This is a genomic window from Bacillus sp. NP247, from assembly GCF_018966865.1.
Lineage (GTDB): Bacteria > Bacillota > Bacilli > Bacillales > Bacillaceae_G > Bacillus_A.
The window spans coordinates 1170920-1189332 of the sequence record NZ_CP076653.1; the positions used below are offsets into that span (position 1 = coordinate 1170920).

The 18413-nt window shown below is 36.4% G+C and carries 19 protein-coding genes and 1 other annotated feature; all 19 genes read right to left on the reverse strand.

The genetic code is table 11. The annotated features are described in order from the left end of the window. Window positions 1–69 precede the first annotated feature (69 nt). A complete protein-coding gene (uraA, locus tag KPL75_RS06020; protein WP_219919761.1) occupies window positions 70–1362 on the reverse strand; it encodes a uracil permease in 1293 nt (430 codons plus the stop codon). Between the two features lie 146 nt (window positions 1363–1508). Then, on the reverse strand, window positions 1509–2051 hold the full coding sequence (gene pyrR, locus KPL75_RS06025; RefSeq protein WP_001156489.1) for a bifunctional pyrimidine operon transcriptional regulator/uracil phosphoribosyltransferase: 543 nt from the start codon (window positions 2049–2051) through the stop codon (window positions 1509–1511). Window positions 2052–2255: 204 nt separating this feature from the next. Continuing rightward, window positions 2256–3164 (reverse strand): RluA family pseudouridine synthase, encoded by a 909-nt coding sequence (locus KPL75_RS06030; protein WP_002146047.1) that lies wholly within the window; start codon window positions 3162–3164, stop codon window positions 2256–2258. 4 nt (window positions 3165–3168) lie between these two features. Continuing rightward, window positions 3169–3627 (reverse strand): lipoprotein signal peptidase LspA, encoded by a 459-nt coding sequence (lspA, locus tag KPL75_RS06035; RefSeq protein ID WP_000642178.1) that lies wholly within the window; start codon window positions 3625–3627, stop codon window positions 3169–3171. Window positions 3628–3751: 124 nt separating this feature from the next. Continuing rightward, the gene (locus KPL75_RS06040) at window positions 3752–4081 is read right to left on the reverse strand and encodes a TraR/DksA C4-type zinc finger protein (protein ID WP_219919762.1); all 330 of its coding nucleotides are present in this window, start codon (window positions 4079–4081) and stop codon (window positions 3752–3754) included. Window positions 4082–4237: 156 nt separating this feature from the next. Then, window positions 4238–7003: an isoleucine--tRNA ligase gene (gene ileS2, locus KPL75_RS06045; RefSeq protein WP_219919763.1), complete on the reverse strand. Its 2766-nt coding sequence runs from the start codon at window positions 7001–7003 to the stop codon at window positions 4238–4240. Window positions 7004–7075: 72 nt separating this feature from the next. Next, window positions 7076–7300 (reverse strand) — a binding site (T-box leader). Between the two features lie 51 nt (window positions 7301–7351). Then, window positions 7352–7858: a septum site-determining protein DivIVA gene (gene divIVA / locus KPL75_RS06050; protein WP_219919764.1), complete on the reverse strand. Its 507-nt coding sequence runs from the start codon at window positions 7856–7858 to the stop codon at window positions 7352–7354. A gap of 89 nt (window positions 7859–7947) precedes the next feature. Further along, on the reverse strand, window positions 7948–8715 hold the full coding sequence (locus tag KPL75_RS06055) for a YlmH family RNA-binding protein (protein ID WP_219919765.1): 768 nt from the start codon (window positions 8713–8715) through the stop codon (window positions 7948–7950). 15 nt (window positions 8716–8730) lie between these two features. Next, window positions 8731–8994, reverse strand: coding sequence for a YggT family protein (locus KPL75_RS06060; RefSeq protein ID WP_002088250.1), 264 nt, complete (start codon window positions 8992–8994; stop codon window positions 8731–8733). A gap of 6 nt (window positions 8995–9000) precedes the next feature. Beyond that, window positions 9001–9471 (reverse strand): cell division protein SepF, encoded by a 471-nt coding sequence (locus tag KPL75_RS06065; RefSeq protein ID WP_002014721.1) that lies wholly within the window; start codon window positions 9469–9471, stop codon window positions 9001–9003. Between the two features lie 19 nt (window positions 9472–9490). Next, window positions 9491–10165 (reverse strand): YggS family pyridoxal phosphate-dependent enzyme, encoded by a 675-nt coding sequence (locus KPL75_RS06070; protein ID WP_219919766.1) that lies wholly within the window; start codon window positions 10163–10165, stop codon window positions 9491–9493. Window positions 10166–10170: 5 nt separating this feature from the next. Further along, window positions 10171–10980 carry a peptidoglycan editing factor PgeF gene (gene pgeF / locus KPL75_RS06075; RefSeq protein ID WP_219919767.1) on the reverse strand — a complete coding sequence of 270 codons (810 nt, stop codon included), beginning with the start codon at window positions 10978–10980 and terminating at the stop codon, window positions 10171–10173. Between the two features lie 116 nt (window positions 10981–11096). Next, window positions 11097–11375 carry a YlmC/YmxH family sporulation protein gene (locus KPL75_RS06080; RefSeq protein WP_219919768.1) on the reverse strand — a complete coding sequence of 93 codons (279 nt, stop codon included), beginning with the start codon at window positions 11373–11375 and terminating at the stop codon, window positions 11097–11099. 291 nt (window positions 11376–11666) lie between these two features. Beyond that, window positions 11667–12446 carry an RNA polymerase sporulation sigma factor SigG gene (gene sigG / locus KPL75_RS06085; protein WP_000197755.1) on the reverse strand — a complete coding sequence of 260 codons (780 nt, stop codon included), beginning with the start codon at window positions 12444–12446 and terminating at the stop codon, window positions 11667–11669. Between the two features lie 157 nt (window positions 12447–12603). After that, on the reverse strand, window positions 12604–13323 hold the full coding sequence (gene sigE / locus KPL75_RS06090; RefSeq protein WP_002128857.1) for an RNA polymerase sporulation sigma factor SigE: 720 nt from the start codon (window positions 13321–13323) through the stop codon (window positions 12604–12606). Window positions 13324–13342: 19 nt separating this feature from the next. Beyond that, window positions 13343–14260, reverse strand: coding sequence for a sigma-E processing peptidase SpoIIGA (gene spoIIGA / locus KPL75_RS06095; protein WP_219919769.1), 918 nt, complete (start codon window positions 14258–14260; stop codon window positions 13343–13345). 436 nt (window positions 14261–14696) lie between these two features. Beyond that, window positions 14697–15848, reverse strand: a complete 1152-nt coding sequence (gene ftsZ / locus KPL75_RS06100; protein ID WP_219919770.1) for a cell division protein FtsZ — start codon at window positions 15846–15848, stop codon at window positions 14697–14699. 39 nt (window positions 15849–15887) lie between these two features. Continuing rightward, entirely contained in the window at window positions 15888–17189 is a 1302-nt protein-coding gene (gene ftsA / locus KPL75_RS06105; protein WP_098777376.1) for a cell division protein FtsA, read from the reverse strand. Between the two features lie 401 nt (window positions 17190–17590). Beyond that, window positions 17591–18361 (reverse strand): cell division protein DivIB, encoded by a 771-nt coding sequence (divIB, locus tag KPL75_RS06110; RefSeq protein WP_219919771.1) that lies wholly within the window; start codon window positions 18359–18361, stop codon window positions 17591–17593. Window positions 18362–18413: the final 52 nt, after the last annotated feature.

Here is an 18413-nt window from a genome sequence, read left to right on the forward strand (position 1 = left end):
ATGTGAGACTAGGGTGCAAGGAAGAAGCCACCCTTTTCTGTCTCACAGGACTGAATTAAAAGGTTGTTTTTATGAAGCAATCTGCTTAGATTGTTTTGTTTTGTTTACTTGTTTTGTTTCTGGTAGTAGTAGATTTAATAGTACACCTACAATTGCCGCTAGTGCCATTCCTTCTACTTGGAACGATTCACCTACGTGTAGTACCGCCCCGCCAATACCGATCACTAGTATAACTGATGCAATCATTAAGTTTCGTTTGTCGCTTAAGTCTGTTTTATCGTCTACCATCATGCGTAAACCGCTTGATGCGATTACACCGAATAGTAAGATTGATACACCACCCATAACCGGTGTTGGGATCGAATGAATCAGTGCTGAAATCTTACCGATAAATCCAAACATGATTGCGAACACTGCTGAACCGATGAATAAGTATACACTGTATGCTCTCGTAATTGCTAGCACACCGATGTTTTCACCGTACGTTGTATTCGGTGGTCCACCTATTAGTGATGCGATCAATGTTGCTATCCCATCACCGAAGATTGAACGATGTAAACCTGGTTTTTCAATTAAATCTCTTTTAATAACATTTCCAAGTACAATTTGATGTCCGATATGTTCTGAAATTGTTACAAGTGCAACTGGTACCATTAAGAGTACAATTTTCCATGAAAACTCCGGAGTATATGTTACAAACGGTACTGTGAAGTCTGGTATGACAAACCATTTTGCCTCAGCTACTGGCTTTAAATCTACTAGTCCTTGGAAGTAAGCGAAGATATATCCGCCGACGATTCCAAGTAATACCGGTATGATGCTGAAAAATCCTCTTCCAAATATGGAGCAAATGATTGTAATTGCTAATGTTACTAGTGCTACTGAAAAGTGTGTAATGCTATACTTACCATCCGCACCATTCATCGCCATGTTCACCGCTGTATGTGCTAAAGCTAAACCGATTACCATTACGACTGGGCCAACTACGATTGGCGGAAGTAATTTCATTATCCACTCTGACCCAGATTTCTTAATTCCGAGTGAGATTAAGATGTACACAAGTCCCGCAAGCATTCCACCAAGCATTGCTGCTCCAGGTCCACCTGCTGTTTTTGCTGTAATAATTGGTGCAATAAAGGCGAATGATGATCCTAAATATGCTGGTACTTGGCCTTTCGTTATTAGAAGAAACGCTAGCGTTCCTAATCCACTTGATATTAAAGCTACTGATGGATTCAGTCCTGTTAAAAACGGAACAAGCACTGTTGATCCAAACATTGCGAACAAATGTTGTATACTTAATAATAACCATTTTCCCGGTTTCGGTACTTCATGAATGTCTAACACTGGCTTTTGCTCCATTGTTACATCCTCCTTCAGTGTTAATTTTTGCAATAAAAAAACTCTTTGTGCCTGTGCACAAAGAGTCCTACACTTTCGTATGCCAAATTTGACATATGAAAGCCAAGACCCTTTGGCAGCCTCACAGGACTACATTTAAAAGGGCTTTACTTATCGTATATGCTTACTCGATCTTGTTGATCTGTCTCTTGCAAATCAACTTCGATACGCTCTTCACTAGATGTTGGAATGTTCTTTCCTACATAATCAGCGCGAATTGGTAATTCACGATGACCTCTATCAACAAGAACAGCCAATTGGATTTGTGATGGTCTACCTAAATCCATAAGAGCATCCATTGCTGCTCGAACTGTTCTTCCTGTATATAACACATCATCCACAAGGATAACTTTTTTCTTCGTAATATCTACAGGAATATCAGAACCTTTTACAAGTGGTTCTTTATGTTTCGATTGTAGTGTTAAATCATCACGATATAACGTAATGTCTAACTCTCCTACTTCCATTTCTTTTCCTTCAATTTGACCAATTCGTTCTGCCAAACGTTGTGCAATAAAAATTCCACGTGTTTTAATTCCGACAAGAACACAATTATCGACACCTTTATTACGTTCCACGATTTCATGACTAATTCGTGTTAAAGCGCGGCGAATCATTTGGTCATCTAAAACGACTGCTTTCTCTTGCATGCTCTACACCTCCAAGCTTTTTTTCTTGCGTGAGAGTAATGGTATAAAAAAAGTCCTCTCAGCGTGTGCGAGAGGACTTTTGAAAAAAGGGTACAGCATACCCTAAGTATTTCAAACCGTTACCTTCTCAACCTCACGGGGCTGTGTTAAAGGATCATTATTTAACTGTTGCCAGTATCTCAGTTTTCTTATGATTTGTCAATACTATTTCCGTAAAATATTTAGAGCTTCTTCAAACACTTCTGGAATCGGTGCCTCAAACTCAATATATTCACCAGTACGAGGGTGATCGAAACCTAAAATTCCTGCATGAAGTGCTTGTCCATTCATATCTAATGTTTTCTTCGGACCATACTTTGGATCCCCTGCAAGTGGATAACCAATATATTTCATATGAACACGAATTTGGTGTGTACGTCCCGTTTCTAAGCGACATTCTACAAGTGTGAAATCCTTAAATCGCTCTAACACTTGGAAATGTGTAACTGCATTCTTACCATTTTCATCAACAGTCATACTTTGACGTTCTTTTTTATCACGACCAATTGGAGCATCAATTGTCCCTTTATCATGTGGAATTACACCATGTACAATCGCTTTATAGCGTCTTGTTACCGTTTTGGCTACAAGTTGATTTACAAGTGATTCGTGCGCCATATCATTTTTAGCAACCATTAATAATCCAGATGTGTCCTTATCAATACGGTGTACTATACCAGGACGCATTACACCGTTAATACCTGATAGGTCTGTACAATGATGCATAAGTCCGTTTACAAGTGTACCCTTCGTATGCCCTGGTGCTGGATGTACTACCATGCCACGCGGCTTATTTACAACTAGTACATCGGCATCTTCATAATAAACTTCTAAATTCATATCTTCCGGTTGAATATCTAACTCTTCTGGCTCGGGAATTGTTACTGTAATTTCATCATTTTCTTTTACTTTGTAATTCACTTTAACCGATTTTCCATTTACTGTCACAACAGCATCTTTAATCCACTGCTGCACTTGTGAACGTGACCATTCACTGTTTATTTCTGCAACGAATTTATCAATTCGCTCGCTTTTTTGTTCTTCTGCAACTGTTACTTGTACTACTTCACTCATTCAATTACTCCTTCGTTTTCTTTCCTTCTAATACTGTTTGAATAATAATTAATACAACTCCAATACATAATGCTGAGTCAGCTATATTGAATACTGGATAGTTGTACGAGAAAATATACACGTGAATGAAATCCACTACTTCTTGTCTAAATACACGATCAATAAAATTGCCAATTGCTCCGCCTAAAATTAGACCTAATGAAATACCTAGAAGCTTGTCTGTTTTCGCATACTTTTTCATATAAAATACGATAAAGGCTACGAAAACGACTGTAATAATGTAGAAGAACCACATTTTATTTTCTAAAATACCCCAGGCAGCTCCTCTATTTCGATGTGATGTTATGTATAATACATTATCGATAATCGGAATGCTTGTACCCAATTCCATGTTCTTTACAATTAGCCACTTCGATATTTGATCGATGGCAATGACAAATAACGCTATTACATAATATATCATTTTCATTTCCCCCATAAAGACAGTGTACCTCAAAATTTTAGCATAGCTGCTACCTTTTCACAATGAACCTTTATAGAAGAATAAAATAAATTAAAAAAAGGTAACATAATATCGTTGTGCGTATTCATACATTTACCTTTTCATAGAAAAATTCATGAATAGTACGAGCAGTCGGCATTGTTTTCATTTGTTTTGTAGGAATCACTCTTCCAGTTTCTTCACAAATACCGTACATATCTATTTCCATTTTAAACAATGCACGTTCTACATCTTTTAAATCCTCTTTTATATCATGTAATAGCAACTTTTTCTTTGTCTCTTCCTTTATTTCATACCCAAGTTCTTGCCCAAATTCCATATAGTATGTGTGCATTACTTCTTTAGCCAGTCTATCTTGCAATTCTTTTCTCATCAATTGCAATTCTTCTTTTATTTCCATATAAATTTCATTCACGTGTACATTCCTCCCAGCTGCAATGTACAATTAGTGTGTCCGAAATTTCTACGCTTACCTCACACACATTTTTCCTTCATAGGAAAGAGAGTGAAAGTTATTTCAATATATCATCAACAAAAAACTGACTGCTATTATGAGCAGTCAGTTTTTTTATTATTTTACATAGTTTTCTTTAACAACCGTTGCACAACGCTCACATAATGTTTCATGTTCCGCATCTTTACCAATTGTTTCTGAAACAACCCAACAACGTTCACATGTGTCACCCGTTGCCTGAGCTACAACAACCGCTGTATGCTCATACTTAGGCGCTTCTTTTGGTGCTTCTTCCATCATACCACCAAGTTTATACTCAGAAACAATAAATAGTTGCTTTAAGTCTTCACTAATAGACTCTAACATAGCTTTCATTTCTGCAGTCGGATATAGTGTAATACTTGCATTTAATGACTTACCAATTACTTTTTCATTACGAGCGACTTCTAAAGCTTTTAATACATCATCACGTAACGTCATAAATGCGTCCCATTTTGTTTTTAACGCTTCAGCACCATCTACTTCTACAACTTCTGGCATATTAGTTAACTGTACGCTTTCTTCTTCTACACCAGGAACATAAGGCCATACTTCATCAGCTGTATGAGGTAAGATCGGTGCTACAAGTTTTGTTAATGCAACAAGAACATCATATAATACTGTTTGAATCGCGCGGCGATCTTGGTGATTTTCACCTTCAATGTATAAAATGTCTTTCGCAAAGTCTAAATAGAATGAACTTAAATCAATTGTACAGAAGTTATGAATTGCGTGATATACTGCTGCAAAGTCATATGCTTCATACGCTTCTTTAACTTTTGTAATTAATTCATTTAATTTTACTAACATATAACGGTCCACTTCACGAAGCTCAGCTGCCGCCACTGTATTTTCACTTGGATTAAAGTCATCTAAGTTTCCTAATAAGAAACGGAATGTATTACGGATTTTACGATATACTTCTGCTACTTGTTTTAAAATATCATCTGAAATACGTACATCAGATTGATAGTCAACAGAAGAAACCCATAAGCGTAAAATATCTCCGCCTAATTGATCCATAATTTTCTTCGGTACGACGATGTTTCCAATCGACTTACTCATTTTACGTCCGTCACCATCTAGTACGAAACCATGGCTTAGAACACCTTTATACGGTGCTTTACCTGTTACAGCAACTGCTGTTGATAATGAAGAGTTAAACCAACCACGATATTGGTCAGATCCTTCTAAATATAAATCTGCTGGACGTTGTAAATCATCACGCTCTTCTAATACCGCTTGGTGAGAAGAACCTGAATCAAACCATACATCCATAATATCTGTTTCTTTACGGAATTCACCATTTGGGCTACCTGGATGTGTAAATCCTTCTGGTAATAAATCTTTCGCTTCACGCTCGAACCATACGTTAGAGCCGTGTTCACGGAATAAATCTGCTACATTGCTAATTGTTTCATCTGTAATAATTGGGTCTCCATTTTCCGCATAAAATACTGGAATTGGTACACCCCATGCACGTTGACGAGAAATACACCAATCACCACGGTCACGAACCATATTATGAAGACGAGTCTCACCCCATGCTGGCACCCATTTCGTTTCTTCAACAGCTTGTAATAATTCTTTACGGAATGCTTCAATAGATGCAAACCACTGTGCTGTTGCACGGAAAATAATTGGCTTTTTCGTTCTCCAATCATGTGGGTATGAATGCGTAATAAATGTTAATTTTAGTAACGCGCCTACCTCTTCTAATTTTTCCGTAATTGGTTTATTAGCTTTATCATAGAATAAGCCTTCAAATCCAGGTGCTTCACTTGTTAATACACCTTTATCATCAACTGGGCAAAGAACTTCTAAACCATATTTCTTACCAACAAGGAAATCGTCTTCCCCGTGTCCAGGTGCTGTATGAACACAACCTGTACCAGCATCTGTCGTAACGTGCTCCCCTAGCATAACTAATGAGTCACGATCGTAGAATGGGTGTTTTGCAACTGTATACTCAAGTTCGCTACCTTTTACCGTTTTCACAACTTCAGCATTTTCCCATTCTAACGTTTTTTCAACTGTCTCAAATAGTTCAGAAGCAATAATATATTTCTCATCATTTACTTTCACAATAGCGTATTCAAGTTCTGGATGAACAGAAATACCTAAGTTAGCAGGTAACGTCCAAGGTGTTGTTGTCCAAATAATGAACTTCTCATCACCTTCTAATACGTTCTTTCCGTCTTTTACAGGGAATGCTACGTAAATAGATGCTGATTTTTTATCTTGGTATTCAATTTCAGCTTCTGCTAAAGCAGATTCACTTGTTGGAGACCAATAAACAGGTTTCTGACCTTTATAGATATAACCCTTCTTCGCCATGTCACCAAACACTTTAATTTGCTGTGCTTCATAAGCAGGCTCTAAAGTAATGTATGGATTATCCCAATCTGCACGTAAACCTAGACGCTTAAATTGTTCACGTTGACGTTCTACTTGTTCATATGCATATTCTGCGCATAACTTACGGAACTCAGCAACTGTCATTTCTTTACGCTTTACACCTTTATTCGTTAAAGCTTGTTCAATTGGTAAACCGTGCGTATCCCAACCTGGCACATATGGTGCACAGTATCCTGTCATTGATTTAAAACGAACAATAAAGTCTTTTAACACTTTATTTAGTGCGTGTCCCATATGAATGTCACCATTTGCATATGGAGGTCCATCATGTAGTACAAATAAAGGACGACCTTTTGTATGTTCTTGCACTTTTTCATAAATATTCATTTCAGCCCATTTTTCTTGCATTGCAGGCTCGCGTTTCGGTAAATTTCCACGCATTGGGAACTCTGTTTTTGGCATTAATAATGTATTTTTGTACTCCATGCTCAATTCCTCCTTAAATATATAAACGACAGACCTTAAAAAAGGGAATAAAAAAGAGACCTCTCATCCCCAAAAAGGGACGAGAAAGTCTCCCGCGGTACCACCCTAGTAGATCCTATACAAATGCATAAGGTCCTCTTTATATTCTTAACGCGAATATACGCCTACGCTTACTCCATTTGTTCAGCGCGGAACTCCAGGGTGATATTCCCATTATCTCCTTATCCTGAGCTTACACCATCCTCAGTTCGCTATATAAGGTATGAAAAAGGTACTTATCCCTATCTTCGTTTTTCTTAATAAATATGTTGTTTAAAATTATATGTAATAATGAGAAAAACGTCAAGCTTACACTGTTTCTTCTTTTTTCAACAGCTCGTCCACTTCGTCTTCTAATTCAATTAGTTTATCCCAATCATCGTTGTTTAACATTTCAAGTTGTGTTTCTAATAACATACGGAAACGAGTTCGGAATACTTTCGCTTGTTTCTTCAACTCTTCAATATCAAAAGCAACTTTTCTTGATTTCACTAACGCTTCATTAATGATACGATCTGCATTTTTTTCTGCTTCACGTACAATTAATTTCGCTTCTTTTTGTGCATTACGCTTCACTTCTTCAGCAGCTTCTTGTGCGACAATAATAGATTTGTTCAACGTATCTTCAATATTAGAAAAATGATCTAACTTTCCTTCTAATTGTGCAACCTTTTCTTCTAAAGTTTTTTTCTCACGAATGACTAATTCATAATCTTTGATGATTTGATCAAGAAACTCATTTACTTGATCTTCATCGTAGCCACGAAATCCGCGACCAAATTCTTTGTTATGAATATCTAATGGTGTTAACGGCACAACGCCACCTCCAAGTAGTTATCTAAATTTCCTCTTTCAATTATATCTTTTCTTCGACAAAATAAGAGAATTTCCTTCTAAAAAACCAATCATTTTAGTATACCATACAAAACTCTCCATTTGTCGCGCTTCGTTTTACCTTCTACAGAAAATAATTTACTTCGTCCATACCCTCTAACCGAGAAAACATCCCCCGGAAAACATTCATACGAAGTTTGCTCTACTGTTTTCCAATTGACTTTTACTAAGCCACCTTTTATAAGAGGCTGTACCTTCTGCCTAGATATATGCAGCATTTCAGCTAATAAAACATCTAGACGAAGTGACGAAACTGTTCCAGATTTTTCTCCCCACTTTTCACCTACACGCAAAATTTTCTCTACTTGTATAGGAGCGAGTGTGACTTTCATTTTCCCTATTGATTGTAAGTTCATTTCAATATAGGATACAACTTCTTTTGCAACTGCAATTTGGGCACGATCTTCTTGAAGCAAAATATCACCACATTTTTCCCTTGTTAAACCAAGTGACATGAATGCACCTAATATTTGCCTATGTTCTAGCGTGAAAAACTTGGAAGGATAGTCAATTTCTAATACTTCTACTTGAAATTCCTCTTCATTTAATTCTAGATAATCTGGATAAATTAGTGCTCTTTTCCGTTCGGCTTCAGGCATCGCACCATCAAACCGTACAGCTACATCTCCTTGCCCTATTACCATAGAAACAATTTGTTGCTGTCTTGGATCAAGAAAATCTGTTAACTTGACTTGATGGTACTCAGCAGCCTGTTTCCACTCTAATACTTTATCCACAAAGACCTCTTCATCAGGTCTAAAATGCTCGTAGATGCTCATGTATTTAACCTCACACTATAAAAAATAGTTGAATAAACTCACTAAACCACCTCTAGCAAGTTTCAAGGCAATAATAGCAACAAGTGGAGAAATATCAATCATACCAAATGGTGGAATAAACCTCCTAAACGGCTCTAAATACGGTTCACAAATACGCGCAAGAAAATCTCCAAAAGCTGATTCCTTTGCGCCAGGAAACCATGATAGGAGAATGTAAATAATTAGTGCCCACGAGTAAATCTCGATAGCAGTAAGTAACACTGTTAAAACTGTTGTCATGGCGTATTACCACCTCTTTATATTTGTCTCTTCTTCTTCACCGAATAACTCTGAAATCGCACCAACGATATCAACATTTTCAGGTGTACACATAAATGTTTTCGGGCCTATTTTTTGAATATCCCCGCCTATAGCGTATACAGTACCACTTAAAAAGTCAACGATACGTACAGCTTGATCTGTAGACATTCTTTGCAAATTAATTACAACAGCTCGTCTACCTTTTAAGTGATCCGAAATGCCTTGCGCTTCCGAATATGTGCGTGGTTCTAGTAAAACAACTTTTGAAGATTGCTTCGCTGTTTCAATACTCACTACATTTTGCTTCGGTTGCACTTTCGCAAACGGAACATCTTGTTGTTCTGGGGGATCTTGTTGCTTTTTCATGTCTGTTTGCTCCTTTTCATAACTATATTGAGCTGCTTCTTTTTCTTCCGGTGTGTCAAAAAAGAAGTATTTTACTTTTGACCAACTCATAATAACTTTCTCCTTCCTCTTACGCTTTTCCTACTAAAACCGTTCCCAAACGAATATATGTAGCGCCTTCATCAATTGCAATCGTGTAATCATTTGACATTCCCATTGATAATTCTTTACATGGTGCATGTAATAATTCTAGCTCCTGCACCTCTGTTTGTAGCATGCGCAATTCCTTAAAGCAGCGACGAATCTCTTCCTCTTCTCCTGTAAACGGAGCCATTGTCATTAATCCTACCACTTCAATCTTATCCAATTCTTGCAAACTTTGAATAAAAGAAATTGTTTCTTCTATCGCCAATCCTTGCTTTGATTCTTCAGATGATGTTTTCACTTGAATAAAGCATTTAACTTTCTTATCAGCACGTTTTTGAATTTCTTTTGCAAGCGAAAGACGATCTAATGAATGTAAATAATCAATCTCATTAATGATTTCTTTTACTTTTCTCGTTTGCAATGAGCCAATAAAATGCCAATTCACTTTTGAACCGAAATGCTCGTATTTTTGTAAGAAACCTTCATTTCTATTTTCACCTAAATCAATAATTCCTGCTGCAATTACTTCGCTTGTTTTTTCAATTCCTACAGTTTTTGTAACTGCAACGAGCTTAATATCTTTCATCGAACGTCCAGCTCGTGCACAAGATTCTTTAATTGCTTCGTTTACATCTGCTAAATTCCCTTGCACTGTCACTTACTTCACTCCCCCTTAAAACCTATGAAACTCAACATTCTCCCCGTCTTACCTTGATCACGACGATGAGAGAAAAATAATTGTTCTTCACAGCTTGTACAAAGAGATGACATTACAATATGTTCTTCTTTTATGCCTGCTTGTACACATAATATACGATTAACTTCTTTTAAATTAATTGCATACTGACCATCAGAAATTACTTTATAGGGAACAGATCCGTTTACTACTTGCTGTGCTGCTGTTAATACACGATCATCAACAACATAACAACATGATCCGATTGCAGGACCAATTGCGACATGAATTTCATCACTTGAAACACCTTCTGCATTCCACTTTTGAATCATTTCTTTCGCAATCTCTGTTACAGTCCCTTTCCACCCAGCATGCGCAAGTCCTATCATATCATGTGATGGTGCATAAAAATAGAGCGGAACACAGTCAGCGTAACAAGATGTTAAGAGAACATCTTTGTTAGTCGTATAAATGCCATCCGTTTTTGGAATACCGTCTTCATAGGAATAAACGCCTTTCCCTTTTTCTTGCATTCCTACTTTCTCAACATGATGGTCATGAACTTGTTCAGAGCAAATCCATTTTTCTAATGGTTTTTGTAACTTATTCGCTAAAATGCGTCTGTTTTCATGAACATTCTCCACGATATCATTCACATGTAATCCTAAATTCATCGCATGAAAGGAGCCTGTACTTACTCCACCATCTTTTGTCGTAAATCCAACAGTAATGTTTCCAAGTTCTTTCCACGCTTGTAAATACAGTATACCGTCCACATATTTAAATGGTTCTCTCATAAAGGGCTCCTTTTAATTAAAATAACAGAAAAAAGCATGGTACTTCCTGTCTATTTTACCATACTTTTATTTTTTCATAATGACAACTGAAAAAAAAGAGGAATTTGTAATATTCTTTATGAAATTGTCGGTGTTTGTATTGATTCTGTTACAGAATTAATATTATCTACTCTGACAAGTATGACATCTTCCCCAATTTTCATAATTTGCTCCCAAGGAATCACGAATTCTACTTCCTTTCCAAAGAGTACTAGCATACGTGTCTGCTTAGAAATAATTACTGCCCTAATCTTCCCTGTGTCTATATCAAAATCAATATCTCCAATATTTCCAAGCCTTTTTCCATCTGAAATATTTACAACATCCTTCATTTGAAACTCCGAAATTCGTATCATGCTCATCCTCTCCCTTATATCATGAATCGTAATTACGCTCTCAAATAAAGTGAAACCTTAATCAGTGGGTTTTTTCCCATCCTTACTGATTATTAGTCCATGCTAATCGGACTTTTACGGGTAGCTCCGCTTCCATCTAACTTCTTACTTCAGCCGAATTTTGAAGCGGATAAACAATATATAACCGCTACTAATAGAACATCCATTTTATTTTCATTATATGAACCTACCCACTCTACTATGAGCGCAAAATATTATATAAAAAAAGCCTCACCATAACTGATGAGGACCTTATCCTTGAATCGTCTTATTCATTTGCTTAATAGCAGACTTCTCCAAACGTGATACTTGTGCTTGAGAAATCCCAATTTCTTCAGCAACTTCCATCTGTGTCTTTCCTTGGAAGAACCGTTTTCGAATAATCATTTTCTCACGATCATTTAAACGCTTCATCCCTTCTTTCAACGCTAGTTCTTCAACCCACTGCTCGTCCTTTTGTTTTTCATCGCTTAACTGATCCATAACAAAGATCGGGTCTCCCCCATCGTTATAAATCGGCTCAAATAATGAAACTGGATCTTGAATCGCATCTAAAGCAAAAACAATTTCTTCATGAGTCACTTCAAGAACTTTTGCAATATCCATTGCTGTTGGTTCTTTTGAATTTTCAGCAATCAATTTTTCTCTTACTTGCAACGCTTTATACGCAATATCTCGTAATGAGCGAGATACGCGAATTGGATTGTTATCACGCAAATATCTGCGTATCTCCCCAATAATCATCGGCACAGCATACGTTGAAAATTTTACATTTTGGCCTAAATCAAAGTTATCAATGGATTTCATAAGTCCAATGCAACCAACTTGAAATAAATCATCAACATATTCTCCTCTGTTATTAAATCTTTGGATGACGCTCAGTACAAGACGTAAGTTTCCATTCACTAATTTCTCTCTGGCGCTTATCTCTCCACTTTGCATTTCACGAAATAATTTACGCATCTCTTCATTTTTTAGTACTGGAAGTTTAGCTGTATCAACACCGCAAATTTCTACTTTGTTTCTCGTCAAAGTGTTCCCTCCTATCGGGAGTTGCTGTACAGTGTAAAGTATTTCCTTTGAAGGGGATTTTATGCATATGGTTTTTCCATCGTTTTTCACAAACATCATATTTCCTAATGCACAAAAAGAGAATAAGACCAGTCTAGATACCGACTGGTCTTATTCTTCACACCATTTTATTAAATTCTTTTCGTAATCTTTTTATAATTCTTTTTTCCAAACGAGAAATATAAGACTGTGAAATTCCAAGCATATCAGCCACATCTTTTTGTGTCTTCTCTTCGCCACCAGCGAGTCCAAACCGGAGCTCCATAATTTGTTTTTCACGATCGTTTAATTGATGCAATGCTTTCATTAAAAGATGACGATCTACAGTAGCTTCTAAATCTTTTGTAATAATGTCATCATCTGTACCTAAAACATCTGATAATAACAGTTCATTTCCGTCCCAATCAATGTTAAGCGGTTCATCAAAAGAAACTTCCGAACGATTTTTATTATTTCGACGCAAATGCATTAAAATTTCATTTTCTATACAACGAGATGCATATGTTGCTAATTTAATTTTCTTTTCTGGATTAAATGTATTCACTGCCTTAATAAGACCAATTGTTCCTATACTAATCAAATCCTCAATATTGATCCCTGTATTTTCAAATTTTCTTGCTATATATACAACAAGCCGTAGGTTACGTTCAATAAGCATCGACCTCGCAGCTTGATCTCCATTTGGTAATTTATTCAAAAGAACTGCCTCTTCTTCTTTCGTTAACGGCGGTGGCAACGCTTCACTTCCGCCAATATAATAAATTTCATCGGTCTTAATTCCTAATTTTAGCAATACTTTATACCAAAGGTATACCAAATAAAATTTAAATTTCACCATATTATCCCGCCTCTCATAATTAAGCAATTACCATCTTTTGCGAAATCAACATTTTCGGATGTACAATGCATTGATACTCTCCATTGGTAGATAATTGTTGTGTATTTAATCCAATCAGCACTTTGTTTACAACAACCGAACTACCTTCATGATAAACTTGCACACAATCTGGCTTAATTGCCCATAAAAATTGATTCTCTACTCCTACTGCTCGGAAAGGAATTAAACGTAGTTTCGTTGCCCATCCAGAATCATTTTCTGGTATTTGAGGAATTTCTGTTTTGGAATAAATTTGTTCTGTTAACCAAGCTGGCAAACAATGTTCTAATGATGAAATATGCATAATCATAACGGGTGTTTTCGTTAACGGGTCATAAAGTTGGTTCCCACTATCAATTAGACCTGCTAGTTCTAGTTCCTCTCCAGCTAATTGAATTTTCACTTTCACGATTTGATCATAGTGTATCTTTGTGACCTCTACGCTTTCTATACGCTTTTTAGAAAAATAATAAATTACTGGAAAACCAAAAATAACAAACAACCAACTAATTGGATCACCGTAAGAAACTGATTTAGATTGAACTAATCCATTTACCATTTCGTTCGTTTGCAAAAAGTAATGCGTTCCAATTAATCCTCCACCAACCATAAAGGTTACAAAATAGAAAGTAAAAACAGTTTGTGCATAATTTCTAAATGTCGAAAACCCAAATGCTGTATACACAATAAGTAACGAGTACAATAGTTTCATAATTGGATGTGTCATCATAGAAGCAAAAGGCGTAAAGGCGAAAATAACAATAGTTGAACCTATAAATGCCCCTAACACAAGCCTCCATCTTTTGATTCTCTTTTTTAACACGGTGGCTGTTAATAAAAGTAAAAGAAAATCAATGCAGGCGTTTAACAACCAAACAATGTCGGCGTAAACAACCAAACAATTCACCTCTTTTTTTAAGTTGAGACTAGTATAATGCATATCCAATAGGAAAGTGTGTCAATTGGTGGAGGGGTTTTTTTGTTATTTTGTGATTTCTAGACATAATCTGTCGGTAAAAAATAAAAGTGTATTTTTCATAGAATAATATACTTTTCTTACCTGTATACATAATAATTGAATTATATATACAAAGTTTATGTTGCTATTTGCGGGCAGTAAGATCCCTGCCTCAAAATTCAGCTATAAAAAAGTACAGAAGTTAAGTGGGCGTCGGCCTAACAATCATTTTCGGATGGATTTCACTTTATTTATCACAGCCTATAGCTTAAAAATAGGACTAGACTCTCCATATGCAAAATAATAAAAAAAGATCTGTTTAGCAGATCTTTTCTATTTAGACAACAAAAAAAGGAGCATGAAAGCTCCTTTTCTTTTATCGTCTACGACGGTTACGTAAGAATGCTGGAATATCGATGTCATCTGAATCTGTATGACGATCATGCACAACCGGCTCTTCACGTTTCATTTCACGCTTAACTTCACGTTGTTTTGAAGGTTGAGCTACTGGTTGTTGTTGTTGCGTGTGATTCGCAGTCGGACGGATAATTGGTTTTGGTGGCTGCGTTGAAGCACTATCATCAAAACCAGTTGCTATTACAGTGACAACGATATCATCTTTTAATCCTTCATTAATAACAGAACCGAAGATCATATTTACTTCTGGATCCGAAGCTGAAGCTACAATGTCTGCTGCTTCTTGTACTTCATATAAGCTTAAGTTTGCGCCGCCCGTAATGTTCATAATAACACCTTGAGCTCCATCAATAGATGTTTCTAGTAATGGACTAGAAATCGCTTTTTTCGCAGCTTCAGCAGCACGATTTTCACCATTACCAGAACCGATACCCATTAAAGCAGAACCTCTATTAGACATAATTGTTTTTACGTCTGCAAAGTCTAAGTTAATTAGACCTGGTGTTGCAATTAAATCAGAAATACCTTGAACACCTTGACGTAATACGTTATCTGCTTCACGGAACGCTTCTAACATTGGCGTATTTTTATCAACAATCTCTAATAAGCGATCATTTGGAATTACAATAAGTGTATCTACATTTTCTTTAAATGACGCAATACCAGATGCAGCTTGAGTTGCACGTTTACGCCCTTCAAATGTAAATGGACGTGTTACAACTCCAACTGTTAACGCGCCTAGTTCTTTTGCAACTTGAGCAACAACTGGAGCTGCACCAGTTCCAGTTCCGCCGCCCATACCAGCAGTTACGAAGACCATATCCGCGCCACGAAGCGCTTCTTGAATCTGTTCTTTACTTTCTTCTGCAGCTTTTTTCCCTACTTCAGGGTTTGCGCCTGCACCAAGTCCACGCGTTAATTTTCCACCAATTTGCATTTTCGTTTCAGCTTTTGATAGATTTAATGCTTGTGCATCAGTATTCACAGCGATAAAGTCTACACCTTGTACACCGTGTTCAATCATACGGTTTACAGCATTGTTTCCGCCACCGCCGACACCGATAACTTTTATATTCGCTAATTGATCTTGAGTAGTATCAAACTCTAACATGTCGAAATCCCCCTAGAACCTCATTTTTCGTGTCCAATTTTAATCCCATAAATAACGGAATACACGTTTTACTTTTGACATCATACGGTCATCATTTTGATTAGTATTGTTTTGATTACGAGTTTTTTGCTTCGCAGGTTGCTGTTGTACCGGCATTGGTGCTGGTACTGGTTCAAAATGTTCTTGCTTTTCCTGCACATTTTTCCCACGTAATTTAGCTTTTTGATAAGAATGTTTAATTAATCCAACTCCACTTGTATATTGAGGCTCACGAACACCAATATAATCAGGAGTTGCTATACGAACATTTTCATGTAAAATATCGTATGCAAGATCAAGAATACCTGGCATAGAAGCTATCCCACCAGTTAGTACATATCCAGAAGCTACTTGCTTTACTCCTAACTTACGCACTTCATCTTGAACAAACATTAAAATTTCCTCTACACGAGCCTCTATTATATCCGATAATTCCAACTGTGAATATTGTTCTGTTTGATCGCTTCCCATAATAGGAACCGTAAACATCTCTTCTTCAGATGCTGTATCATAAAAAGCATGTCCATATTTCAGCTTAATTTGATCTGCATTTTCTGTTGAAGTTTTTAGCCCAATCGCTATATCCTTCGTTATATGATCTCCACCTAATGGCAATACGCTCGTAGCTTGCAATTCTCCATCTTTAAAAATAGATAAGGTTGTAGATCCTCCACCCATATCAACAAGGGCTACCCCTCTATGTCTTTCATCCGAAGATAACGCAACTGTCGCTGCCGCTAAAGGTTGCAGACAAATATCAACAATTTCAAGACCTGCTTTTTCTACACAACGAAGTAGGTTATGTAGTAAAGTTCTCGAGCCTGTAATAAGTGTACCTTCCATTTCTAATCTTACACCGATCATCCCGCGTGGATCGTTAATCTCGTCAAGACCGTCTACAATGAACTGTCGAGGTACCACATCAATAAATTCACGTTCAGGAGCAATTGACACAACTTGCGCTGCATCTAGAACGCGTAAGACATCTTCATTCCCGATTTCACGATCTTCATTTGAAACAGCGACTACTCCGTGACACGGGAGCAACTGTACCTGGTTTGCATTGACACCTACTACAACTTGCTCAATGTGGATACCCACCATGCGCTCAGCCTGTTCAATTGCTTTTTTAATTGATCGAACAGTTTCATCTATATCAACTATCGATCCCTTCTTCAAACCATTTGATTTTACGTTTCCAACACCAATAATGTTTAAGCTATCATTAACCATTTCACCAATGATGACTTTAACATTGGATGTACCGATGTCAAGACTAACATATATTTCATTGCTGTTCATTCTTTGGCACCTCCTTCTTTATTTATACCATACAACTCAATATATGGAACAACAATCGCAACTTTACTATTTATAAGAAAAATATTCAACGTCTTTATACGTTTCCCTTTTTTAACCCTATATTTTTCTTATTTTTATTTAACATTCATTTAAGAATATCGCAGTAACCTGTGAATAACTGCTTTATCTTGAAATAATTATATTCCAAGTGTAAAGATTACCGCCAAGTATAAGTCTACACTAAGATGTACTTGTAGAAAAGTGAAACTTGTACCAATCCTAGTATGAATCTAAGAAAATTTACATTTTTTTCATCAAATTAAGCATTCTTGCAAATTAGCATCCATATAAAAGAACATTCGTTTCATTTCATACGTAATAACGCAATAAAAACTATCATTCTATTCTTTCTTTTCTTCAGCGCCTAGTTCCTTCGTATATGCACCCACTTCTAAGTCAATTAAAACCTTCTTGCCAGGTTCAATTGTTTTTAAAATAAGTGGATAAGCTTCCATTCGCTTTGCGAAATTTTGAATAGTGGTGCTCACTTCATATCCTTCATTCATATATAAAGTAAGATGATCTTCATTTGCGTTCGTTGGTGTATAACGAATTTCAGAAATAGACCTTAAAATAGTCGGCGTTAATTTTTCTAGTTCTTCAATTAATTCCTTCATTTTCTCCTCTTTAAACGGTTCAAAAATTGGTGCTGCAACTGGAAGTTTTCCGTTCGGAAGTACATCGAGTGTTTTCCCATTTTCTAATAACGGTTGTAATTTCCCATCTTTGTTTATATAGCCAATTGTTAAATATTCTTCGATATGAACATCAATTTTGTTTGGGAAGCGTTTTTTTACATTTACCGCTTTAATTTCTTTTCGTTTCGTTAAGTTTTCTTCTGCTTTATGTGCTGTTACTCGGAAATAACTCGTATCATATGTCACACCTGATTCCTTCATAACTTGTTCATCTGTCATATAATGATTTCCAAACACACTTATCTTCTTTATATTACTAAGCGGAGACCGAAAATAAATTAAAAAGAGTACTAATAAAAATAAAATCGATATGTATAAAATTAACCGATGATTAACCGGTTTCTTATTCTTTTTCTTTTGATTCTTTAATTTTGGTACACGATCTTGTAGTTTAATCACTTTACTATTTTTCATGTACGATCCCCCTATGTAACATAAAGAACGGCATGTTCCTCATGCCGTTCTT